The organism is Legionella sp. km535 (assembly GCF_003990085.1).
Classification (GTDB): Bacteria; Pseudomonadota; Gammaproteobacteria; order Legionellales; family Legionellaceae; genus Legionella; species Legionella moravica.
The window spans coordinates 1-23,092 of the sequence record NZ_RZGU01000034.1 but is presented as its reverse complement, the minus strand read 5'-3'; the positions used below and the strand labels follow the sequence as shown (position 1 = coordinate 23,092).

Genomic DNA, 23,092 nt, shown 5'->3' with positions numbered 1-23,092 from the left:
CCCAGAGAATTTATTGTAAATTCATTAAAATCTATTCCTAACCCAAGCTCTAATGCCACTGCAATAGATTTTGGCGCAGGTGTTGGCCATGAAACTCTATTATTGCTTCAAAAAGGTTATAAAGTATTAGCGATAGATAATCAAAAATCTGCTCTGAACATTTTACTTAATAGAAAGGATATAAAGCCATATCAAAATCACATACAAACATATGAATCATCATTTGAAAAACTGAATTTAAAAAATAATTCCAAATCTGATATCGTCATAGCCAGCTTCGCATTAGCCTTTTGCAAGCCAAAGCAATTTAAACAATTTTGGCAACAAGTCACTGAAAACATAAAACCAGGTGGCTATTTTATCGGAAACACCTTTGATCCCGGTTTTACTGCATTTGATAAAAAAGATCATGACAATATGACCTTTCATACGAAAAATGAAACCATAAAACTCTTTGACGATTTTGAGATCTTAACTTTAAATGAAATAAAAAAAGAAGCGACCATTTCCGGAAAATTTGATCATTACTATGAAATAGTCGCAAGAAAGAAATAAAATATTTCAATATTTTTAAGTTTAATTAGCAAGCCTGTATTAGAAGAAGTCGTAATACAGGATCTCCTGAGATGGTGCGAATCAGAGATAATTGCGAGAACTAAAAGCACAAAGCAATTCAGAATACGTCATCACAGGCGCAGACAACCAAAATATTTTATCCGACCGATCTGTGCCGAGAGCTGTAATCAGAATACAATCACGAGTTGACATTCCACATTTGAAAGATAGAGCCAACACATTGAATCCTTATCTCACGCTGACTCAAGCCTGGATGCAACAAGGTGAAATCCAGGAACCCATGAGCGCAGCGAATTCATACTAATAAGCATCAATTGGCTGTCCATAGCATATGTTCCAAAATGGAACTTATGCTAATTATGCAAAGTTACCTGGAGTTTTTGATAAATTTTAAATCAAATTTTGTGAACTAAGTTTACAAAAACTATAATAACAATATGGAATAGAAGTAATGGTTACAAAACCTTCTAAAAAACAGACCAAGAGCTTTTTGCTTTGATTGAGCAAAAAATTAAAGAAAGAAACTATCTCTTTGTATAGCATGCAAAAGAAAGGCAACAACAAAGAAATATTTCAGAACTTGATGTGCTCAATATTTTAGAGGGTAAATCAGGCTATGAGAGAAAAAGAAACAAGAGCAAGGATTCTTATGAATCCAATTACATACATGAAAAACCGCAGGATTGGAAATACTGTATTGAAGGCAAAGATATAGATGAGAAAAAAGTACGAATTATTCTTACATTTGATGACCATCTTGTGCCCATTATTACAGTGATCAATTTAAGCGAGGAGGAAATGCCATGAAAACAAGAATTGAACCCACATTCCTTTACGAAGGACTTGGTTTTCCTATTGAATTAGAAAATGTAGAAATAATTAACATCAATGACGAATGGCATCCCAAAATTGATGTCCGCTACGTTGCTGATGAAATAATAAAAAAATTGGCTATCCAAGAAGAAAGATTAACGGGTAATCAAGTGAAATTCATTCGTTCCTATTTCTCCATGCCTTTACGTGAATTTGGTGAAACCGTGGTTCATGAATCACACACCGCAGTCAGTAAATGGGAAAAATGTGAAGATGAGATAACCAATATGAATGAAAATACCGAACAGGTATTACTATCCAATAAAATTTAGTCATTCAAAATTTATGAATAATATACCTTTAAATCCCAATGTGATTAAGGTACTTAATGCATTAAACCATATTGGAAGGAATCATATTACTGAAGATATGGTGCAAAAAAGTAAAAAAATATTGTCTCAAAGAGACAAAGCCCAACTTAAAAAAATATTGAATCAGTTACCAGACTGGATGATTTACGTTGTTTTAAAAATCCTAGGAAAATAATAATGCAAGATCTATTGGAATTTAGTCCTAAAGAGCGCCAGCAAGACCGAACTCTTTCGATGAAAATGATTTTCCGATATTATTCTTAATGAATACAATAAAAGTTGTATTTTTATGATAAAGATAACTATTTAACCACTAAAATACAGTATTTTTTAATAATGCTTTCATAATTACAAAAATTATTGTAAATTTGCTTGCGTTAAATAAAGGTATTTTCTATCGTTGATCTAAAAGGAGCAGATTTTCAGATCAGGATGGAATAATTAGGATAGAAGTAAACGCGTACAAGGAAATGAAATGGACGTAGATAGTATAATTCGAATAAATTTGAGCAATACTGATAAGGAAAAGTTAGAAAAAGAATTAAGGGATATTGTTTATGATGGCATGGGTAATCATAAATACATCCAAGAGTTACGTAGAGCACTTTATAATGCGCTACCACTACAACTCATTGATCTTATCAATCATCAAAAAGCATCCCATAATCTTCTATCGGCTATTGTTATTGATAATGTACCAATTGATACGGGTATTGTTGGCAGCCCAAGTTTCAGTCAAACTGGGCGAGATTTCAAATCTGGCTTCTTAAGTGAAAATGTAATTACTGCTTTTTCATCATTAATTGGAGAACCTTATTCTATTTATTTTGAAGGTAGAGAATTAGTAAATAATTTAACACCTCAAATTAATACAAAATATGATTATACTGGATTAGGTTCTGAGGTAGAGTTGGATTTTCATATTGAAAATGCCGCACTTCAACATATTTCTGAAGATGATTATTCTCCAATGGGAATATTTTTTCTTGGACTTCGGGTAGATGAAACGGCAACGCAGCCAATAACATCTATTGCTGATGCTAGAAAAGCTTTAAAACTGTTAAAGAAATCTGATCTGGATATTTTATATGGAAGTAATTTTCACATACAATTGCCTTATAGATGGCGTGAAGCATTTCAATCTTCTCCTGTTACTCCCAAGTGCCCATTAATTAGAGGGCCTCTAAATTTGCCACGAGTTAGTGTCGCGTTTTATTCAGGTATGGTAACAGCAATTGATAATAGAGCAAAAATTGCGTTAGAAAATTTTCACAGCGCAATAAAGGAGGTCTCTGAATCAATTATTATTACACCTGGAAGATTAGTTTATGTAGACAACCGGTATACACTTCATTCTCGAACACGATTTGAGCCAACTTATGATGAGTTGGGCTGTCCATATCGATGGGTACAGCGTGTATTTGTAACTCCGACTCTATGGCCGTTTAGAAATTTTCAGGCAATTGGCGATAGAGTATTTATGCCAAAATTTAAATATAGGGATAATAATGTTTCTAAAGAATTGTTTGAGGCTGCATAGAAAGGGGCTTGGCATGTTAAAATGTACCATTCTTGATGATTATCAAAAAGTTGCTACCTCAATTGGAAAATGGTCGTTAATTGAGCCTCATGTAAAAGTTCAGTCATTCCAGCATCATTTTTCAAATGAGGATGACTTAGTTAATGCGGTAGTTGATCAGGATATTCTTGTAATTATGCGAGAACGTACTTTATTCAATGCAAAAGTACTTTCTCGTTTACCTAATTTAAAGCTACTTGTAACCTCTGGTATGCGCAATGCTGCAATTGATCTTGAGTATGCAAAGAAACAAGGTATAACCGTATGTGGGACTAATAATCTTTCTGAACCAGCAGCGGAACTTGCCTGGGCATTGATGCTGGGCATGGCTAGAAATATACCCCAAGAAAATTTGGCTTTGAGAACAAACGGTTTATGGCAAAATTCTATAGGAACTGGGTTAAATAACAAACAATTAGGTATTTTGGGATTAGGAAAAATAGGTACTCAAGTTGCAAAAGTTGGTAAAGCTTTTGGTATGAATGTCATGGCATGGAGTCAAAATTTAACCGAGGAACTTGCATCTTCTTGTGGGGTCTCATTAGCTCCCAGTAAAGCATTCTTGCTGGAAAACAGTGATTTTGTGACGATTCATCTTTTATTAAGCGAACGTACTAAAAATTTGATTCAGGCCACTGATATTGCACGCATGCGCTCTTCAGCCTATTTGATCAATACTTCCAGAGCACCTATTGTCAATGAAAGCGATTTAGTTCAAGCATTAAAAGATAAACGGATTGCAGGTGCAGGTTTAGATGTATTTGATGTCGAGCCTTTGCCTATGGAGCATCCTTTTAGAACTCTACCCAACGTGTTGGCTACGCCTCATATTGGGTATGTGACGACGGAAAATTATAAAATATATTTTGAGCAAGCAATTGAAAATATTATTGCTTTTTTAAATAACAATCCTGTCAGAACATTAACTACGACAGATGCTCAAACTATAGCGCCAAATGTTTTCAATATTTAATAAGGATTAATTTGTGAATAACGTTTTTTCTAATGCCGTTTTAATTATAAATCCGATTGCGTCTCCTTTTTATTTAAATGAAAAATTCAAAAAAACAGGTATGTTTTTATTAGCGTGCTTTACTAATAATGAGATCGAATATCTGATTAAACCTTCACTGGAAGGAGAGCTCTTCGATCATGTTGCTTTGTTATCTGGAGATTTTGAAATCGATGTCGCATTAATTAATAATGTCATTCAAGAAAAAAATCTTGAAATCAAGCTGGCGTTTTCAAGTAGCGAATACGATTTATACTATTCAGATAAAATCGCATACTATTTTTGTCCTCAGTATGCTAATCGGCCAGAAACATCAGGTTGGCGTTGTAATAAAAGATTGATGAATGAACAATTACGCATTAATGGAACTGCCTCAGCCAAACAGAAAGTAATTACTGACATTAATAATCCTGATTTGAGTGGATTTGAATATCCTGTCGTGATAAAGCCGGCTGAGGGTACTGGAGGTTCGATTGGTGTTTCAATTTGTCATTCATTTGATGAAATAAAACAGTATTTCAATACATTAGATAAGCAGAAGTGGGCACATTGTTATGTGCCTGATGAGTTTTTAGTAGAAGAACTTTTAATCGGTGATGAATATATTATTGATATGGTAGCGTGGGATTCGAAATTTTATTTGATTGGAATTTATTATGCAGAAAAGGAACTCTATAATTCCCATAAAGTTTGCCGCCATAGGGAATTTTTAGCTCATGATGATCCTATTGCAATAGAGTTATTTGAGTATTGCTCCAAGGTACTAACCAATCTAGATGTTCAATATGGAATGATGCATTTGGAATGTATGCATACAAAAGATGGGCCGATATTAATTGAACTTAACCCAAGAGTGTCGGGTGTGTCGGGTGTATTAAATTATTTTTCAGAAGCGCTTATTGGATACGATCAAGCATCCTTATTTATAGAAAAGTTAGAAGATCAAGAAGCTACTAATAAAATCGAGCCTGTAGTGAAAAATTATGGCGTAGTTTTTTATCTTCAAAATTTTGGGTACAAATACGATAAAGTTAATGAGCAATTGTTTAAAAGTGTCCCCTCTTATTTGAGGCATATAGTAAAGATCCCATGCCAACCCGAAAAAAGTTACCCCAAAAATCTGTTGGATACTGTTGCATTTGTGATTCTTGTTAATGACTCAGAAGAAACCGTAAGACGAGATTTAGAGGAGTTAAAATCGCTAGAGGAAAAAGGAGCATTCTTTGAATAAATATCGGTATGCTATAGGATATATTTTTTGTGTTGCGCTTGTATCAGTGATTCGAGCAAAGCTATTGCTCGAACTGTCCCCCATCATAGTTTTGCTTATTTCATCAGTGTTAGGATGTGGTTATTTTCATCTTATTGATTATAAGGAATCATTGAATATTTATAAAAAATTCTTTGATAAAAAAATATTATTTCTTAACCTTAACTTGATTGTTGCTCTAATGTGGTTTGCAACCTATTATAGTATTTATTTTTCTTCCGCTGCGATATTTGTATTTGAGTTTTTTATGGTAGGCGGATGTCTATCTATTCTCTGTAGAAACAATACACTTCCCCTCTCAAATAAAAGTCTCTCTTTACCTATGATTATTTTGATACTGATGCCTCTTTTTATTTATAAGGAACAATGTATCGGAATCTTGCTTGGTATATTGGCTGGGGTATTAGGTTTTACTTACAATATGCTTAGCAATAAAGCGGCTTTGTTGCTTGATTTAAGCGCGTCACAAATTTTAGCATCAAGATTTTGGCTATTAATAGCATTTAGTACAGTTTTAGTCCCTATGGATTTTTTAACACAAATAACGTTACGTGCATTTATTATTACGCTCTTTATCACGGTTTTATCATTTGTATTACAAGTTTGGCTAAATCAAAAGTCTGTGATTACAATAGGTGGAATGGAAAGCTCTTATATTTCGAGCTATGCACCAGCTTTGACTTTTGTAATACAAGGAGTATTACTTGGTAACTGGGTTTTTCCTATTTTGATTCTTAGTGTTCTAGGAACTATGTGTATTTTATGTGATTCCTGGATTAGAGAAAATAATAATGAAAAGATATTTGGACTTTCACGACTTACTTTAATACGAAAATAAATTATGACTACAAGAATCTTAAATCGTCTCTCAAGTGCTTTATTTCAAAAGGATATTGAAATAGACAAGTATGATACTAATACATTATCTCATCGTTTAAAATTATGTTTAAAATTGTACTCATTAAGCCAATCCGAATTGGCCAGATTGATTGGCGTAAAGCCCCAAATTATTCAGTATTTATGTACTAAAAATGTTAAGAGCTCAAGATTTACTTTTGAATTAGCCGAAGCTTTAGATGTGGATTATACCTGGTTATCTACTGGAGAGGGAGCTATGCGCCCTACTGATGCTATTACGGATCAGGAGGAACATAAAATCCCTCTGTTTGATTGGAGCAAGTTAGATTGCATTACAAATAATGAGTTAATCGAAAGTAATAGTTCCTATATTTATACATCGCTTAGCTCAAGTATCCATGCATTCGCTACCAAATTAGATGATATATCTATGGAACCTAGATTTGAAAAAGGAACAACCTTAATTTTTGATATAAATAGCGAAAGCCATGATGGTGATTTTGTATTGGTGAAGTTAAATGATGCGAATTTTTGGGTGTTTAGGGAGCTTAGGATAAATAGGGAAGCGGAGTTATTGCCTGTTAATACCAGTATTTATAAAAAACTTAAGTTGGAGCCTGAGGACAAAATTATGGGTGTGTTAATACAAACAATTTGTGATTTTAAAAGATATTGAGGTGCAGCTCATGATAAAACAACTAAATATTTTGATGAATAAAATAAAGAATCCCTTTGCCATGCTCAGCGGGGCTTTTTGGTTTACTATCGAAAATTATCGAAAGCGTTATCCGCATGTTTTACTTGGTGAAAAATCGTCTGGCACACATGTTAATTGCGAAGAAACAATCTTGTTGTACCGTATCGTTGGTAAACGCTATATTTTTGAGTCTTCAGCTTCTGAGATATGTAATTCAAAAGAGTTAATTAGTAAATTTCATCCCCTGGATGTCCGCGTAATTTCGTTTATCGCTGGAATCGAACAAATATTGAAAACAAAACCTGAAGAAAGTTTAAAGAAATTTGAAAGTTTGAAAGAATCTATTTTTAGTAAATGCTCAAATCGTTCCCCAAATCTGCATCATATTGACCCCTGAAATCAAAATATCTTGTTTATTGGCAAGTTCAAGCAATTGTGTTAATAAAATATTAAGTTCAGATGGACTAATCATCTTTTCATTGAGATATTTATTAGCGCATTCTTTAGTCCTTTGATATGCAATTAGTTTAGATTTTGAATTTAAGTAATAGTTTTGGACTTTTCGTACCCCTTTAATAGAAAGACCCGCTGTAGACGCTAGAGATGGTAATTTTTCCCCAAAATCATAATCAAATCCAGCTCTTTTACCCAAATCACAATAAAGCGCTATATGTTTTTTAAAGCATTCTTGAACAGGATAACAGCCACTTTCAGAGGTGACTGGTTCTTCAAAAACAAAAATAGTATTTTTTTTACATTGTTCCTTGAGTTGATTAATAAAAATTAAAGGATTTTTATTATGGACAAGAATTAACCTTGCGTAAATCAAGTCAATTGAGTGCAAGTCAGCATAAGATAAGTCATCAATGCTTTTACAAAGGTAATTTACATTATGTATTTTATTATGAACCAAGTGTTTTTTTGCAAAATCTAATTGTGATTGACTGTTATCTACAGCAATTATTTTACCATCACCGCCAACTTGATCTGCAAGCCAATGAGTCATAAGACCGGTACCACAGCCGACATCCATAACAGTCATGTTTCTATGCAGGCCGGCCTTTGCTAAAATCATCTTACTTTCATCACCATAGAGCTCTTGAACAGTTGAGAGCCTTGCTGCACCTTCTTTTCCAACTGCTAATAAATATTCATCGCTCACTTAAAAATCCTATAAATAAAGTTGTTTAAATTCGAGCTCATCGATTGATTTGATGTCCTCTACTTTTTTTAATAGTTCTACCAGGGTAGTTGCAGGGTATGCAGCTAATATAGAAATAGAGACTTTAATTAGCCAGGTTGATGATATTACTTTAACCATGTCATAAAATGATAAAATATTTGTGTACATAAGAGCTGCTGCAAAAATCCCAAATAATGTTTCACCTATTATTGACGAGCCTATACTTCGTAACCAAAAATATTTTCCTTGAAAGAGGATTCGCCATTTATTAATTGCATATGCATTTGCAAAATCACTTATAGCAAATGAGACAGAAAAACCAATCAGGAGATTAATATTATGCGAAAATACCAAATTATATTCTTCGACGTATGTGGCATTTTCAGGGACAGGTATTTGAATTAGCAAGAGACATACAACATTAAAAATAATAATGCAAAATAGCATGCTAAGAATAACCTGCCTAATCATTTTCAATCCATAAATTTCAGTAATGATATCAGCAACTGTATAGGTAAGTGCAAAAATAAACACACCACCAGGAGCTGTAAATGGTCCTAATTGTATTATTCTATAAGTAAATAGCATCGATATGATCATCATGGTAATCGATAAAACTGCCATGAAAGTGAAATATTTAAATTGAATTTTGTGATCAGGAATATAACTCATTTATTGACCTTACTGCATATGTGACTTTTTAAATGTGTATTCTAATCCAGTATATCTACGATGCCAATTATAATGACAACCTAACGAACAAAGTGATGCGCCCTTTTGTGATGTAGCCAAATAAATCAAAGAATTTAAAAGTGTACTTACTTATGGGGTCTTGCTTTTTGCTATGTTATATCCTGCAACCAAAAAGCAAAATCTTCCCCGGCTATATTTACAGGGAATGTCAATCTTTGGCAAACTCGATTTTTAGAGCATCAAATTAGAAATGACAGAGATTTTCAAACTCATGTAGATTACATTGAAATGGTTGCACCAGGAGTTGAGATGACTTCGCATCAAACTTGGACAACTGGAAATGCTTCAGGGCATGTAGACGATAGCAACGATTTTTTTTTCTTCAGCAAGTGCTCGAGCATCAGTGAGTTCTTTTTATGGGAAAATTTATCAAAATATATACATGAATGGACACCACTCCTTTTCAATGCAGAATACATCAAAGGGAACAAAACAGTTCAATGTTGCCATGAAGTTGTGCGCAGAACCTAGGGCATTCTCGTTTGAATATCACTAAAGCTTATTTAGGCTAATTATCTTACACCTCGCTATTAGAAACAGAATGGCCTGATTTGTTTTGTTCAAGCATTTCATTCCAAAGCAGTGGAATATTAGAACTTGAAATAGGGATATTTCTTGCCCGTGTAGTTAGAAAACCAGCTTGCTCACATAAATTCACAAATGAAAATAGTCCATCAAAATATCCATTAATATTTAAAAAACCAATGGGTTTTGTTAATTCTCCAATTTTTATTGCGTTCCAAGTCTCAAGTGCCTCTTCTAAAGTTCCTAGACCGCCTGGCATCACAATAAACATATCAGATATTTTTTGCATCATGGCCTTACGTTGCTGCATGGAATCTACAACATGTAATTCGTCTAATATTTTTAAAGGCTTTTCTTGTTCGATAAGATGATTAGTAATTATCCCTACTACCCTTCCGCCATATTCTTTTACAGTATTGGCAAGAAGCCCCATCATCCCTAGACTTGAACCGCCATAAACCAGAGTATAACCATCAGCAGCTATTTTTTTACCTAATAAAATTGCTGCATCACTATATTCATTATCATTACCAAATTGAGCACCCAAATAAACGCAAACAGTTTTCATATAGTTCCAGATAATCCACAAAAGAAAATTACAAATATGACGACATAGTAGATTAATTTCAGAACGAAAAGCAAACTTAGCATTGGTGCAGGCTGTAGATCCAAAAAACCTGCCCCTGAGTCCCACTGACACCACAGTGGCAATGTGGTGTAAACCGATAATAAGTACAGCTTTGTTTCTTTATTAAACTTTCCCACCCACACCTTTGAACTTATCAACAAACGCAGCGATCTTTTGAAATACGCTCTGTTTCTTGGTGAGGTATTGCGGATTTAATGGACTCATCTTAGGCAGAATGGCATTAAGTTCTGTACCTTGGTCACTGGCGTACTCCCTTTTAAGTGAGGAAGCGATATAGCGACGAGCTTCTTCGGCATTCAGGTTTTCAGCTTTTATCAGCTCATCGGCTTCTCGTTGCTGCTCAGCTTGGGCGAAGGTAAAGAATGCTTCGATCACGCCGGACTTTTCGCCAATCTGATCCAGATCGGTTTGATTGATGAAATCCACGATTAGGCTTTCTTTAGCGCGATTGCCGAGGCTAGCGCGGATCACCCGGCGCACTTCGTCAACCAACTCGGCTTTGCTTTTGGTTTTCTTGTTGTGCTCAAAAATCAGTTCCAAAATATAATCAAGGTTGATCTCTTGAGACTTTAGCAGGTCTATCTCAAACACCACGTCATCCCAATCAACAGTTGACTTTTCTCTCTCTTCTGCTAATTTTTGTCGTCGCTGCCAATCGCGGATGTCGTTGTAGGTAGAACGGTAATCCTGAATCTTTCGTTCAGCTGGCAGGCGTATGGTTTGTAACTCAGCCAGTTTTTCATCATCTAAATAATGTTCTGCTTTAAACGCTTCAACCGCTTCATGGTTATTCATATCAAGGCTTTGCAGGGCTTTGAGACTGGCAAATTCATCATAGTTTTGTAGTACGTGCTCTACACGCAGGTATTCGCCAAAGAGTTTGGCAAATTCCTTTTTATCTAACTCTTTTTCAATGGCACTCGGATCTGGAAAACGTTGCTCCAGCTCGCTTAGCACATCCATAAAACCACGTCTGGCTTCACCAGTTACCACATCGGTAAAGCCTTCCATGTATTCCTTATAGCTCTTTTCTAACACTACGTTTTTGGTGTTTTTATCACCAAATAGGGTGATAGCCTCCACTGTTGCCGTTTCCAAGTCTCGGAATGTGACAATATTACCGAACGTTTTAGTGGCATCATAAATGCGGTTCGTGCGCGAAAAGGCTTGTATCAAACCGTGGTAACACAGGTTTTTGTCCACAAACAGCGTATTAAGTTTAGGTGCATCAAAGCCGGTAAGGAACATCCCTACCACAATCAGCAGATCAACTATCTCGTGTGGTGGTAGTCTTTTTCCGTGAGCATCTTCACCTCTCACCCGTTTGGCCAAATCACGATAGTAATTCTGGAAGCCTTTACTATCTACACTGAAATTGGTTTTAAAAAAGGCGTTGTAATCACCTATCGCCGCGCTTAAAAATTCTTTAGCGCTGCTATTCATAGCTGACACATCAAAGCTTTCATCCAGAATGTTACCCAATGCATCCTGCTCTTCATTGGCTGCAAAGGAAAATATGGTGGCGATTTTCAGGGGCTTATCCTTGTTTTTATAAAAGGGGTCGGCCTGCAACTTGTTCAGCGTCTCATAATAGAGCTTGGCTGCTTCCACACTACTCACGGCAAACATAGCATTAAAGCCCTTGGCGTTCAGCTGCAATCGGTGGGTCTTTTGGCGGTAGTTGTTCAGAATATACTGGGAAATTTCTCGAATACGTTCTGGGTGCAACAACGCTTCCTTGTTTTCAGCGGCAGATAGTTTCTTCTCATCCTGTTCAGTTTCAATCGCCTTAAACTTGTGGCGCACATCGTTATAGTCCACCTTGAATTTGAGCACTTTCTCATCGCGTATCGCATCGGTAATCACATAGGTATGTAATGGATGGCCAAATACGCTGGCGGTGGTTTCCGCACCTAGAGCGTTTTGCGGGAAGATGGGCGTTCCGGTAAAGCCAAATTGAAAGAACCGTTTGAATTTCTTGTTCAGATTTTTCTGAGCCTCACCAAACTGGCTGCGGTGGCATTCATCAAAAATAAACACCACCTGCTTGTTGTAGATAGGCAGATCGCTCTCGCTTTTCATCAGGTTGTTGAGCTTCTGAATGGTGGTGACAATGATCTTATTATCATCTTTATTCAGATTGCGCTTTAAGCCTGCGGTACTGTCTGAACCGTTCACACTGTCAGGTGAAAAGCGTTGGTACTCTTTCATGGTCTGGTAGTCAAGATCTTTTCTGTCAACCACAAAAAACACCTTGTCAACAAACGCCAGTTCTGTAGTTAAACGTGCGGCTTTAAAGCTGGTTAAGGTTTTACCTGAGCCGGTGGTATGCCATATATAACCGCCACTATTTGGTTTGCTCCAGCTTTTTGCATGATACGAGCTTTCAATCTTCCATAAAATACGTTCGGTGGCAGCGATTTGGTAAGGGCGCATCACGAGTAATGTGTCGCTCACATCAAACACCGAATAATAGAGCAACACGTTAAGCAGGGTATGCTTTTGCAAGAAAGTGGCAGTAAAATCTTTCAGATCTTTAATCGGGCTATTATCCGATTTAGCCCAGTGCATCGTGAAATCAAAGCTGTTTTTATTGCGCTGGGTGGTATTCGCAAAATAGCGGCTATCAGTACCATTAGAGATAACAAACAATTGCAAGTATTTATAGAGCGAATTCTCGCTGTTAAAGCTCTCTTTGCTGTAACGATGCACTTGGTTAAATGCTTCACGTATGGCAACACCACGCTTTTTCAGCTCGATTTGTACTAGCGGTATGCCGTTCACTAGAATAGTCACATCATAACGGTTGGCATGGCTTCCTGTTTGTTCAAACTGCTTGATCACCTGAACTTTGTTGCGGTTGATGTTGTTTTTATCCAGCAGATAAATATTTTTAATGCGGCCATCGTCAAATACAAAGTCGTGAATATAGTCATCGTGGATTTTGCGGGTTTTATCCACAATGGTATCACTAGGCTTATCGAGATAGGTTTCCACAAAACGCGACCATTCACCCTCGGTAAACTGTACATGATTCAGCAGTTGTAATTGCTCACGAACATTGTCTAACATAGCCTGCGAATTATTCAAAGCTGGCAGGTACTCATAGCCTTGGTTTTGCAAATCCTGAATAAGCTCTCGCTCTAACGAATCTTCGCTCTGGTAGCTTTCGGACACTTTCCATTCTTTTTTGTATTTATTCAGAACGATAAAGTTGTTTGATTCAGCGATGGGCTTAGTGTAATCAACCATTTTGTTCTTCCTCCTGCCAAAAGCCAAACTCATTTTTTAAATGCTCAAGTAACAACTTCACCGTTTGTTTCTCAGGAGCTGTTGGTTCGGCCACTTCTTCATTAGATAAGGTGCGATGGCTGTAAAAATTCATTACCAATCTTGAATAAGACTGTTTGTTCTCGGGCAATAAATCTGACCACTTAGGGTAGCCTAAAAAGTTTGCGGCCTTTTCATACAGATTACGCAGTAAGGTAAAATGGTAGCGTTGCACTTCATTCTTCTCAATAGCCTGCTCAATTAGCCGCTTAATATATAGGTGGTAGGAGAAGCTTTTATTGGAATCGCCCTTTTTATCTTCAAGTTCGAAGGATCCATCTTCAAAGCGTTTGAGGATGTACCCACACTCGGCTTTAACCTCGTTATAAAGCACGTTGTAAAATAATGGGTTGTGCGTGGAAACGATGAATTTAAGCCCTGAATTGCTGGACCTTATTAACTGCGCCAAATCGATAGCCAATTCAATCAAGTGGTTCTCATCCAACGAACTGACTGGATCATCGATGAAAATGTATTCTAGCTGGTCAAAATGGTTGGTTTCTCGTTCTGTTGGCTCAGCGACATTGAGGATATTAATCACCTGATCCAGCAGAGTATAAAAGATACTCCAGATAAAGTTACTTTCTTCACCTTTGGAGATTTTCAGATTACCTAAGTGTTCATCGTTACCCCGTTCAAGGGAGAAAGTTACTTCTGAAAAAGCCTTTACTGTAGCCTCCTTTTCATCTTTGTCTTTAGTTTTGTATTCTTCATTAAAGCGAGGGGTCAGCTTGTCATTTGCATAACGCTGAAAGTTGGTAATGATATTTTGATCTTGCCCTTGTTCTTTTAGAATCCAGTCGGTAAATGAATTAGGCTGGATTTTTAGCTTAGGCTCAGCACCACTTTCTAAATCATTATCCCAATAGAACAAGTCTTCGGTAAAGGCGTTGTAGTAGAGTATTTTGTTGCGTGACAGCTCAGGGCGATCTACTTCATCGTTTCCTTCATCAACATCATTTTTTGGCGCAATCAGCTCTTTAAAGGCTCGGGAAAGGCGTGTTTTACCTGAACCGTTAAAGGCATAGATTAACTGCACCTTTTTATTGGCGTCTTTTAGCTGCTGTGCTATATCCGTTAGTGTCTTGCTCATATCAGTCAGTTACCTCTACATCCGGCTTAGGAAAGCTCAGCAGCAAATCGCGGTAGTATTCATACTGCTTTTGGCGCAATTCAATTTCACGGGGCAAGCCTTCGGTGAGTGAGCTGGTTAGAGCGTCGAATTTATCCAAGATAGCGACGATGCGGTCTTGTTCTTCTTGCGAAGGTATTGGGATTAATATCTTGGCCAAATTATCAGCATTCACACGCCGAACTTTAGTACCAGTAATGTATTGCCTTTTTTGTTTTTGAAATTGTTCTGTTTGAAAGAAGTAGGACACGTATTTCGGGTTTAAATTATGCCTATAAATACAAGCGTCGCTGCTTACAGCAACATCTTCACTACCGAGCCAAGCAACAGCTTTACAGACATCTTCATCGTTCTCACTTGTTGTAGCAATAACCAAATCGCCTGATTTTGCTTTTCGAGCTTTCTTCGCAAATTCATTTGATACGCAAGTTTTAGTCTTATTCGCATAGGTACCATAGTATGTATAGATTTGCCCGTAATGAATGCAACCAACTCCTGATTCCTTAAAATCCTTTTTTTGTAAACCACCACCTCGAATAAACTCCCCAACTCCTTCTTTCCCCATGGGTAGGTAATCTACTTCGCCTTCTTCAAAGTTCAATAACTGCTCGCGATAGTAGTTGTATTGTTTTTTGCGGGCGGTTAGCTCGGCGGTTAGCTCGGCGGTTAGCTCGGCGGTTAGCTCGGTAAAGGTGTCCAGAATGCGGACGATTTCTGCTTGGATTTCTAGCGATTTTTTGGGGTTTTCTGGACAGGGGATGGGGGCTTTTGCCTTACTTAATCCTTTTGCATTTATTGCAGAAATTTTACCTGATGAAATATGCTTCTTTATCTGTTCTTTAAATAAATTTGTTCTTAAAAAATAAGACAGATATTTAGGATTGAAATTACTTGTATATGAAAAACAAGCATCATGAATAACAACGTCATTTTCTCCTAACCAAGCGGTACCATCGCCAATATCTTCGATGGTTTCACCAGCTCCAACAATAACAACGTCACCATGTGAAGCAACTCTCAACTTTGAAGCCAATTCTTCGTTAATAAATGATTTAGACTCTGTCGCCCAAACTCCATAGTGTGTATACATTTCACCATAGTGAATACACGGAACTCCTGTGGAAGTCATGTCTGTTTTTACAAATCGTTTTCCTCGTAAAAACTTACCAACTTCTCCGAGTTCCTTCCACTCCACTTCAACCCCATCCAATAGATTTCCTATAAAATTCTTGTTTATCATGCCTCAAGTTCCTTGCCTTCAATCTCCGCAACAATGACATCAATGTCGGTACGCAGTTGATGGATCTTAGCAACGGTGGTTTTTATCTCGGCATTGAGCTTGGTAATATCAATGACTTCGCTATTGTCTTTAGCTTCCACATAGCTGCTCACTGACAAGTTGTAGTCGTTGGCAGCTATGGTTTCAAAAGGTATGGACTGGGCGAAGTGTTCCACATTTGCTTTGCTATCAAACACCTGCATAATTTGTTCGATGTGTTCATCGGTAAGTATGTTGTTATTGGTTTCTTTTTTAAATAAACCACTGGCATCAATAAACTGGGTGGTGGTGTCGGTTTTATGTTTGGAGAGCACGAGAATGGTCACCGCAATGGTGGTGCCAAAAAACAGGTTGGGTGCGAGTGAAATGACCGTTTCCACATAGTTGTTGTCCACCAGATACTGGCGTATTTTTTGTTCAGCACCGCCACGGTAAAAAATACCGGGAAAGCAGACAATGGCCGCACGGCCTCTGCTGGAGAGATAACTGAGTGCATGCAGTACAAAGGCAAAGTCGGCTTTGGATTTGGGTGCTAATACACCGGCTGGCGCAAAGCGATCATCGTTAATCAGGGTTGGATCATCTGAGCCTATCCACTTCACCGAATATGGTGGATTAGAGACGATGGCATCAAAGGGTTTGTCATCAAGAAAGTGCGGGTCTATTAAGGTATTGCCCAACTGAATATTGAACTTGTCGTAGTTGATGTTGTGCAAAAACATGTTCATCCGTGCCAGGTTGTAGGTGGTGTGGTTGATTTCCTGACCGAAGAAGCCCTCTTCAATCATATGGGCGTCGAAATGCTTTTTAGCTTGCAGCAGCAGCGAGCCGGAACCACAGGCAGGGTCATAAATTTTATTGACGCTGGTTTGTTTGTGCATGGCAAGCTGGGCAATGAGTTTGGAAACGTGCTGCGGGGTAAAGAATTCACCACCGGATTTACCGGCATTGGCGGCATAGTTGGAGATGAGGAATTCGTAGGCATCGCCGAACAGGTCAATCTGGGCGGCATCACTTTTTTCATAAAAATCATGGCCAAAATCCAAGCCCGCCACTCCTTTCAATACTGCCGCTAAACGACTGTTTTTGTCTTTAACGGTATTACCGAGTCGGTTACTCGTGGTATCGAAGTCGGCAAACAGACCTTTGATGTCGCCTTCTGAAGGGTAGCCACTGGCTGAGGCTTCTATGGCGGAAAAAATCGCGGCCAAATCGGTGTTCAGGCTTTCGTTGCTGTTGGCGTTTTTAGCAATATTGGCAAACAGCTGGCTGGGGTAGATGAAGTACCCCTTCGTTTTAATGGCATCGTCTTTGATGTCTGGCGTGATAACGTCATCGCTAAGCTTGGCATAATCAATACTATCGTCACCTGCCTCAATATAGAGGGCAAAGTTTTCGCTGATAAAGCGGTAAAACAGCGTGCCGAGGACATATTGTTTAAAATCCCAGCCGTCGACTGAGCCGCGCACATCGTTGGCAATAGCCCAGATTTGGCGTTGAAGGGCGGCACGTTGTTGGTTGCTTGTCATTTTATATTCCCGTTTAAATTCGTTTACTGGTTGCCGTTAAATATATTATTAAATGATCTTTATCTTTTAATGGGCAACTGTATATTCTTGCGTCAGCTCAAATCAGTTCTATTTTTATCTTAGCTTTAGTAATTAGCACTTCCATCTTGATAACTCGTAACTACTCACCTGGTGCGTCATCCCGAGCGTAATGTAGCACAGTACCTATTCATGGAGATCCCTCGCTGCGCTCTGGATGACGTGCGAGTAGTTACGATACTTGCATACAAAGATATATTTTGAATCAAACTCCAATATTAATAAATACAAAGTAACAATATAAAAAAATTAAAGCACACCCAGAAGGACACCTAACAGAATTTTTTTTATTTTTAAGGGAATTAACTACGAAGATGCAACTGACTGATTTTAGAGGGGAAATCAGGCTATGACAGAAAAAGAAACAAGAGCAAGGATTCTTATGAATCCAATTTCATACATGAAAAACCGCAGGATTGAAAATACTGTATTGAAGGCAAAGATATAGATGAGAAAAAAGTACGAATTATTCTTACATTTGATGACCATCTGATGCCCATTATTACAGTGATCAATTTAAGCGAGGAGGAAATGCCATGAAAACTAGAATTGAACCCACATTCCTTTACGAAGGGCTTGGTTTTCCTATTGAATTAGAAAATGTAGAAATGATAAAGATCAATGACGAATGGCATCCCAAAATCGATGTTCACTACGTTACTCATGAAATAATAAAAAAACTGGCCACACAAGAAGAGAGATTAACTGGCAATCAAGTTAAGTTCATTCGTTCTTATTTTTCCATGCCTTTACGTGAATTTGGTGAAACCGTAGTTCATGAATCTCACACTGCTGTCAGCAAATGGGAAAAATGTGGGGATGAAATAACAAGTATGAATGAAAATACAGAACAAGTTTTACGACTCTATATTATTGAACAAACTCAGACTAAGACTAAGACTAAAGCTGATCAAAAGAATTTTTATTTGAACTTTAAAAGAAGCAGAGCTTTTGTAAACTCCAAAGGTAAAAAACCCAAACCACTTCATTTAAATCTCTGTGCATAAATTGTTTGGACTAAATACCAGTCGGTGACATTGTGTCACCGACTGAAATTAACAATTAATAATAAAGTTCGATTAAGGGTAATGGCAAATTGCCGCCTCCCTTTCAATTGAATCATAATGATAACTAATATGACTAAAAAGGATTTATCTACTTTTGAACGAGAAATGCAACATCCTCTTTTTCGTAAACAATTTGAAAAAGAATATACTGAGTTTCTGTTATCTGAGATCATCAAGGCAATTCATCTATTTGCACAAATAAAATAAATCAGACATAATCTTACCATATATAAACAAATGGCAAGGATTTGTCTGATAATGACAAACAAAAATCCTGAGGAAATTTTTCATCAATATGGCGGGCAGCTGAGAATGAGCGAGGCTATAAAGCATGGCATCACTCGTTATATGCTCTATTCTCTTAAAGATAAGGGAATTATTGAGCAAATTAGTAGAGGAGTATATCGACTTACTAGTCTCCCTCCACTTAGTAATCAAGATCTGGTAACAGTTAGTCTTCGTTTTCCTAATGCAGTTATTTGTCTGATTTCTGCACTGTCATATCATAGTCTAACAACCCAAATACCTCATTCTGTATCTATAGCTATACCAAGAGAAACTCACACTCCCTCACTCGTTTATCCACCGATTCAAGTCCATCGCTTTTCAGGGCAAGCATATCTGTCTGGTATAGAAGAGCATCATATAGATGAGGCCAACATTAAAATTTATTCTGCTGAAAAAACAATCGCTGATTGTTTTAAATATAGGAATAAAATCGGTATGGATATAGTGCTGGAAGCAATAAAATTTTATCGAGCTAGAAAACAATTTAATATGAATGAAATTCTCAAATACGCTAAAATCTGTAGAGTTGATAAGGGCATAACCCCCTACCTGGAAGCAATCATATGAAATCGCCCAAAAATAGTGCCGCATCAATCCGACAGCGTTTATTAAATCATTCGAAAACCTACCAAAAACCATTTAATGAGATTCTTCAATATTATGCAATGGAGCGATTTCTTTATCGTCTATCACTATCCCAGCACAAAAATAAGTTCATCTTAAAAGGTGCATTAATGCTAAGAGTATGGAACGCTCCGGAGTCCAGACCGACTATGGATATTGATATGCTGGGAAAAACAAGTAACGATGAAATAAATATTGTTCAACAGATGAAAGAAATACTATCAGTTAATGTTCCAGAAGACGGCCTCGCCTTTGACGCAACCACATTGCAGGCAGAACGGATTAAAGAAGATGCTGATTATCATGGGATAAGAATACTCTTTAAAGGCAATCTCGATACAGCAAAAATTCATATGCAAATCGATATTGGCTTTGGTGATGTTGTCTATCCTGTTCCTGAAAAATCACTTATGCCAACAATCCTGGATCTTCCAGCACCAGAATTGTTGACTTACAGCAGAGAAACTGCCATTGCAGAAAAATTTGAGGCGATAATTAAGCTAGGTAGCCTCAATAGTAGAATGAAAGACTTTTACGATATTTGGATGTTATCCAGACAATTTGATTTTAATGGTAATGAACTTTCAGAAGCAATACGTCTGACATTTGAAAACCGTAACACTGTATTATCAGATGACATTGAGGCATTTTCAAATCAATTTATACAATTAAAACAAACTCAATGGCTAGCCTTTACCAAACGGCTCAAGCAAGAGTATGTACCGATTCAATTCCAAGAAATTATTAGTAAAATTCAGGCTTTTCTTTATCCACTGGTATTAACATTCTCTCAACAAAATCCAATGCCACAAAAATGGTGTAGTATTACATGTCAATGGTCATAAAAGCCAAACTCTATAATACCCGTTCATCTCAATCTCTTTGAGGTTACGGCTAGAATCACGGCCAGAGTCGCGGCTAGAGTGAAACCATATTGGGTTAATATTCAAACCAAAAGCAAATCGCAAATGGTTACATTTTGTAACCGGTTGAAAAAGATAAAGTGGTGACAATTTGTCACCAGTTAAAAATTAACTTCATATACGTTCAAATAATGACAACTACAAAAAACCTTTGACAAACACCCCGATTTGAATAAACATCATCAATAGATAACCATTAAACTAAACTTTCACCGCAATTTTTTTAACTCCCCAAATCAATGAGCCTAAATCCGTCCAAAACAAGGCCGACCCTAACCCGACACAGCAAGATTCAGTACTGACAAGAAGAAATAACTGTCGAATAGAAAAACCCGACAAAGAGAAATGCTCTAGGCCGACCCACCTCATAACTCCAAAATCTGTTTTTTATGTTTTTACGCGCGCGAGGAAAAATTTTTTAAACAATTTTGAACAAAAATAACCAATTACCAATGCAAAAACTTCTCAGTAAAAAAATATAAGGTTCATTGAATATCATTTAGTATCAAGCTCATTTTCCCTATTGACAGGCTCCACCAATTTTTTAGAATGAATCAAGTTTAATGCATCTTGGTTATCTAAATATCATCGATTGATAGCGTTTGATATCAATCGAAATAAAAATACAAGGTTAAAACAGGAGTAAAAATGGATTTCTTATTCGTCACCACATACGAACTGGACGCACTCAGCGAAATCCCCCTCATGCAAAGAGTGGTCTACCTCATGGGTATCCGCCCCTACATGGACAGAAAGACATTCATGGTCGGCATTAAACGAAAAATCAGCTACCAGTCACTGAGAGAAACGCTGTATGTCGCCCCCATCAAAGGCGTAAAAACAGGCTGCCCTAGTCACCAGCAAATGAAACGTGTAATTAAATCTCTGGCACGCCAAGGCATCATAGAAATTCGATCAACAACTAAAAACCTCATAGTGAAATGTCTTCTGGCTAACCCACATGAGCCTGTAGACATTGAGAATAAATCTCAGCCTGAAAGAATTCCATCAAACAAAGTAGAACAAAATCAGTCCGTGCCACCAGAAAATCTGAAATCAATGAAAACCGGAAAACCAGCCCATTTATCCAAATCAGCTTTCAAAGCGGAACCCTGCAGCAACCTAAAAGATCTATACCAAAAATTCGAACAATTTTGGCAAGTCTACCCCCTCCCTAGTTATAAAAATGAAGCCTGGAAGCAATTTCAGCAAATTGATCCTGATGAGAGGCTTTTTGCTCAGCTCATGGATGGATTGCAAAAACAGTTAACCACAGTTAATCGTTCAGGAGCTTATTGGCCTTATCCTGCTAGTTGGTTGGGTCAAAAAAATTGGTTAAGCAACGAGGTTATATAAACTCATTTATAATGCACCCCTCGTCCAATCTATTAATTGTTATCTATCTTTAAGCAAAACCTTACCTTAAAGTATGAGCTATACTGATTACAGTTTGCTCAATATTTAAGGAATTCATTATGCAAAAGGACTTCATAATAAATGATCCAATTCATAAATTAATGTTATTCAGAAATGATGAATCACGTCTTGTAAATTCAATCATCAGCACACCTTCATTCCAGAGGCTTAGATATATAAAACAATTAGGAATGTCTTATCTAGTTTATCCAGGAGCAAATCATACTAGATTTAGTCATTGCCTAGGAGCAGCTTATATTGCTAAAAGAGTTATTGAGAAATTACGTGCCGATCAAGACAATGACATTTCTGAAGAAACTAAATTATACGCCATTTCTGCAGGACTCCTTCATGATATTGGTCATGGTCCTTTTTCTCATATATTTGAATTAGATTACGATGGCTTTAAATTTAGTCATGAAGAAATGGGGTCTTTGTTAGCAAAGAGAATTTCTAAAGAAGTAGATGAGGATTTTCAAGAAATGATCCTAGAAACTGCTACTTTTCTTGATAAAAACAATATGAAGGATAATGCTAAAGATAAGTTAAGCAATGAAGCAAAGTTTGTAAAAACATTAATATCATCTCAACTTGATACGGATAGAATGGATTATTTATTAAGAGATAGTCATTTTTGCGGAGTTGATTATGGTGAATATGACATCAAATGGTTAATTAATGGAATAAAATACTGCTCTAAGAAAAATATAGTAGCAATCAATAGAAAAGCTATCGGAGTAATTGAGCATTATTTAATAGCACGGAGATTAATGACAAACTGTGTTTACAAGCACAAGAAAGTAATTGCAGCAACGCATTTATTAAGTACCTTCTTAAAAGTCCTTCACTTGAATATAGAAGAACTAATGAAAATGAATAAATATAGCTCGTTACCAATAGTACAGTTTTTTAACGTTATTTCCAAAGAAACGCAGCATTCAAATATAATTGACGAGTTTCTTTCTATAACAGATTCAGATATTGATTTAATTATTAAAATGATTGCTATTGAAAAAAATAAAAAAATTAACCCTTCTCTAAAAAAATTAGCGCTAAATCTACTTAACAGACAAATTCCCAAAGCATATGAAATTGATTTTTCAAGATATACTGACGCAAACCAAATTATCTCTGAATGGA

The 23,092-nt window shown here is 36.8% G+C and carries 22 protein-coding genes and 1 pseudogene; 16 read left to right on the top strand and 7 right to left on the bottom strand.

The window, feature by feature from the left end:
* From ELY21_RS14775 to ELY21_RS14725, 10 genes and pseudogenes are all read left to right on the top strand, one after another.
* Positions 1-555 (top strand): class I SAM-dependent methyltransferase (locus ELY21_RS14775; protein ID WP_148111697.1); only part of this gene is annotated, 555 nt, incomplete at its 5' end.
* 91 nt (positions 556-646) lie between these two features.
* On the top strand, positions 647-880 hold the full coding sequence (locus ELY21_RS15890) for a hypothetical protein (protein WP_233588731.1): 234 nt from the start codon (positions 647-649) through the stop codon (positions 878-880).
* Between the two features lie 248 nt (positions 881-1,128).
* Positions 1,129-1,383: pseudogene (locus tag ELY21_RS14765) on the top strand (DUF4258 domain-containing protein); the annotation flags it as partial.
* A complete protein-coding gene (locus tag ELY21_RS14760; RefSeq protein WP_127110747.1) occupies positions 1,380-1,721 on the top strand; it encodes a hypothetical protein in 342 nt (113 codons plus the stop codon). The pseudogene ELY21_RS14765 and the gene ELY21_RS14760, both read left to right, overlap by 4 nt.
* Positions 1,722-2,235: 514 nt before the next feature.
* Positions 2,236-3,300, top strand: a complete 1,065-nt coding sequence (locus ELY21_RS14750) for a TauD/TfdA family dioxygenase (protein WP_127110745.1) — start codon at positions 2,236-2,238, stop codon at positions 3,298-3,300.
* 13 nt (positions 3,301-3,313) lie between these two features.
* Complete coding sequence (locus tag ELY21_RS14745; RefSeq protein ID WP_127110743.1) at positions 3,314-4,312, top strand: D-2-hydroxyacid dehydrogenase family protein; 999 nt, start codon at positions 3,314-3,316, stop codon at positions 4,310-4,312.
* Positions 4,313-4,325: 13 nt separating this feature from the next.
* Positions 4,326-5,582, top strand: a complete 1,257-nt coding sequence (locus ELY21_RS14740) for an ATP-grasp domain-containing protein (protein ID WP_127110741.1) — start codon at positions 4,326-4,328, stop codon at positions 5,580-5,582.
* Positions 5,575-6,459 (top strand): hypothetical protein, encoded by an 885-nt coding sequence (locus ELY21_RS14735; protein WP_127110739.1) that lies wholly within the window; start codon positions 5,575-5,577, stop codon positions 6,457-6,459. The genes ELY21_RS14740 and ELY21_RS14735 overlap by 8 nt, the downstream gene beginning before the upstream one ends.
* A gap of 3 nt (positions 6,460-6,462) precedes the next feature.
* Entirely contained in the window at positions 6,463-7,155 is a 693-nt protein-coding gene (locus tag ELY21_RS14730) for a S24 family peptidase (protein ID WP_127110737.1), read from the top strand.
* Positions 7,156-7,165: 10 nt separating this feature from the next.
* Positions 7,166-7,573 (top strand): hypothetical protein, encoded by a 408-nt coding sequence (locus ELY21_RS14725; protein ID WP_127110735.1) that lies wholly within the window; start codon positions 7,166-7,168, stop codon positions 7,571-7,573.
* Here ELY21_RS14725 and ELY21_RS14720 read toward each other — a convergent pair.
* From ELY21_RS14720 to ELY21_RS14685, 7 genes are all read right to left on the bottom strand, one after another.
* Positions 7,535-8,338, bottom strand: coding sequence for a class I SAM-dependent methyltransferase (locus ELY21_RS14720; RefSeq protein ID WP_127110733.1), 804 nt, complete (start codon positions 8,336-8,338; stop codon positions 7,535-7,537). The genes ELY21_RS14725 and ELY21_RS14720 overlap by 39 nt on opposite strands.
* 9 nt (positions 8,339-8,347) lie before the next feature.
* Positions 8,348-9,031 carry a queuosine precursor transporter gene (locus tag ELY21_RS14715; protein WP_127110731.1) on the bottom strand — a complete coding sequence of 228 codons (684 nt, stop codon included), beginning with the start codon at positions 9,029-9,031 and terminating at the stop codon, positions 8,348-8,350.
* Positions 9,032-9,629: 598 nt separating this feature from the next.
* Positions 9,630-10,205 carry a TIGR00730 family Rossman fold protein gene (locus ELY21_RS14705; protein ID WP_127110729.1) on the bottom strand — a complete coding sequence of 192 codons (576 nt, stop codon included), beginning with the start codon at positions 10,203-10,205 and terminating at the stop codon, positions 9,630-9,632.
* A gap of 183 nt (positions 10,206-10,388) precedes the next feature.
* On the bottom strand, positions 10,389-13,538 hold the full coding sequence (locus ELY21_RS14700; protein ID WP_127110727.1) for a type I restriction endonuclease subunit R: 3,150 nt from the start codon (positions 13,536-13,538) through the stop codon (positions 10,389-10,391).
* Complete coding sequence (locus ELY21_RS14695) at positions 13,531-14,709, bottom strand: anticodon nuclease (RefSeq protein ID WP_127110725.1); 1,179 nt, start codon at positions 14,707-14,709, stop codon at positions 13,531-13,533. Before ELY21_RS14695 ends, ELY21_RS14700 begins: the two co-directional genes overlap by 8 nt.
* A gap of 1 nt (position 14,710) precedes the next feature.
* The gene (locus ELY21_RS14690; protein ID WP_127110723.1) at positions 14,711-15,988 is read right to left on the bottom strand and encodes a restriction endonuclease subunit S; all 1,278 of its coding nucleotides are present in this window, start codon (positions 15,986-15,988) and stop codon (positions 14,711-14,713) included.
* Positions 15,985-17,556: a type I restriction-modification system subunit M gene (locus ELY21_RS14685; RefSeq protein ID WP_127110721.1), complete on the bottom strand. Its 1,572-nt coding sequence runs from the start codon at positions 17,554-17,556 to the stop codon at positions 15,985-15,987. Before ELY21_RS14685 ends, ELY21_RS14690 begins: the two co-directional genes overlap by 4 nt.
* 614 nt (positions 17,557-18,170) lie before the next feature.
* On the opposite strand from ELY21_RS14685, the gene ELY21_RS14680 reads away from it, so the two are divergent.
* From ELY21_RS14680 to ELY21_RS14660, 6 genes are all read left to right on the top strand, one after another.
* Positions 18,171-18,641: a hypothetical protein gene (locus ELY21_RS14680; protein WP_127110719.1), complete on the top strand. Its 471-nt coding sequence runs from the start codon at positions 18,171-18,173 to the stop codon at positions 18,639-18,641.
* A gap of 129 nt (positions 18,642-18,770) precedes the next feature.
* Complete coding sequence (locus ELY21_RS15665; protein WP_158618571.1) at positions 18,771-18,908, top strand: hypothetical protein; 138 nt, start codon at positions 18,771-18,773, stop codon at positions 18,906-18,908.
* 51 nt (positions 18,909-18,959) lie between these two features.
* The gene (locus ELY21_RS14675) at positions 18,960-19,556 is read left to right on the top strand and encodes a type IV toxin-antitoxin system AbiEi family antitoxin domain-containing protein (RefSeq protein ID WP_127110717.1); all 597 of its coding nucleotides are present in this window, start codon (positions 18,960-18,962) and stop codon (positions 19,554-19,556) included.
* Positions 19,553-20,458, top strand: coding sequence for a nucleotidyl transferase AbiEii/AbiGii toxin family protein (locus tag ELY21_RS14670; protein ID WP_127110715.1), 906 nt, complete (start codon positions 19,553-19,555; stop codon positions 20,456-20,458). Before ELY21_RS14675 ends, ELY21_RS14670 begins: the two co-directional genes overlap by 4 nt.
* A gap of 726 nt (positions 20,459-21,184) precedes the next feature.
* Positions 21,185-21,892, top strand: a complete 708-nt coding sequence (locus tag ELY21_RS14665) for a Vir protein (protein ID WP_127110713.1) — start codon at positions 21,185-21,187, stop codon at positions 21,890-21,892.
* A gap of 119 nt (positions 21,893-22,011) precedes the next feature.
* The coding region (locus tag ELY21_RS14660) for an HD domain-containing protein (protein ID WP_148111696.1) at positions 22,012-23,092 on the top strand (1,081 nt) is incomplete at its 3' end.

What these genes read in the sequence shown, in the direction of transcription:
- ELY21_RS14760 (WP_127110747.1), top strand. Translation starts at nt 1,380, where the DNA reads ATGAAAACAAGAATTGAACCCACATTCCTTTACGAAGGACTTGGTTTT.
- ELY21_RS14750 (WP_127110745.1), top strand. Translation starts at nt 2,236, where the DNA reads ATGGACGTAGATAGTATAATTCGAATAAATTTGAGCAATACTGATAAG.
- ELY21_RS14745 (WP_127110743.1), top strand. Translation starts at nt 3,314, where the DNA reads ATGTTAAAATGTACCATTCTTGATGATTATCAAAAAGTTGCTACCTCA.
- ELY21_RS14730 (WP_127110737.1), top strand. Translation starts at nt 6,463, where the DNA reads ATGACTACAAGAATCTTAAATCGTCTCTCAAGTGCTTTATTTCAAAAG.
- ELY21_RS14725 (WP_127110735.1), top strand. Translation starts at nt 7,166, where the DNA reads ATGATAAAACAACTAAATATTTTGATGAATAAAATAAAGAATCCCTTT.
- ELY21_RS14715 (WP_127110731.1), bottom strand. Translation starts at nt 9,031, where the DNA reads ATGAGTTATATTCCTGATCACAAAATTCAATTTAAATATTTCACTTTC.
- ELY21_RS14705 (WP_127110729.1), bottom strand. Translation starts at nt 10,205, where the DNA reads ATGAAAACTGTTTGCGTTTATTTGGGTGCTCAATTTGGTAATGATAAT.
- ELY21_RS14700 (WP_127110727.1), bottom strand. Translation starts at nt 13,538, where the DNA reads ATGGTTGATTACACTAAGCCCATCGCTGAATCAAACAACTTTATCGTT.
- ELY21_RS14695 (WP_127110725.1), bottom strand. Translation starts at nt 14,709, where the DNA reads ATGAGCAAGACACTAACGGATATAGCACAGCAGCTAAAAGACGCCAAT.
- ELY21_RS14690 (WP_127110723.1), bottom strand. Translation starts at nt 15,988, where the DNA reads ATGATAAACAAGAATTTTATAGGAAATCTATTGGATGGGGTTGAAGTG.
- ELY21_RS14685 (WP_127110721.1), bottom strand. Translation starts at nt 17,556, where the DNA reads ATGACAAGCAACCAACAACGTGCCGCCCTTCAACGCCAAATCTGGGCT.
- ELY21_RS14680 (WP_127110719.1), top strand. Translation starts at nt 18,171, where the DNA reads ATGAAAACTAGAATTGAACCCACATTCCTTTACGAAGGGCTTGGTTTT.
- ELY21_RS15665 (WP_158618571.1), top strand. Translation starts at nt 18,771, where the DNA reads ATGACTAAAAAGGATTTATCTACTTTTGAACGAGAAATGCAACATCCT.
- ELY21_RS14675 (WP_127110717.1), top strand. Translation starts at nt 18,960, where the DNA reads ATGACAAACAAAAATCCTGAGGAAATTTTTCATCAATATGGCGGGCAG.
- ELY21_RS14670 (WP_127110715.1), top strand. Translation starts at nt 19,553, where the DNA reads ATGAAATCGCCCAAAAATAGTGCCGCATCAATCCGACAGCGTTTATTA.
- ELY21_RS14665 (WP_127110713.1), top strand. Translation starts at nt 21,185, where the DNA reads ATGGATTTCTTATTCGTCACCACATACGAACTGGACGCACTCAGCGAA.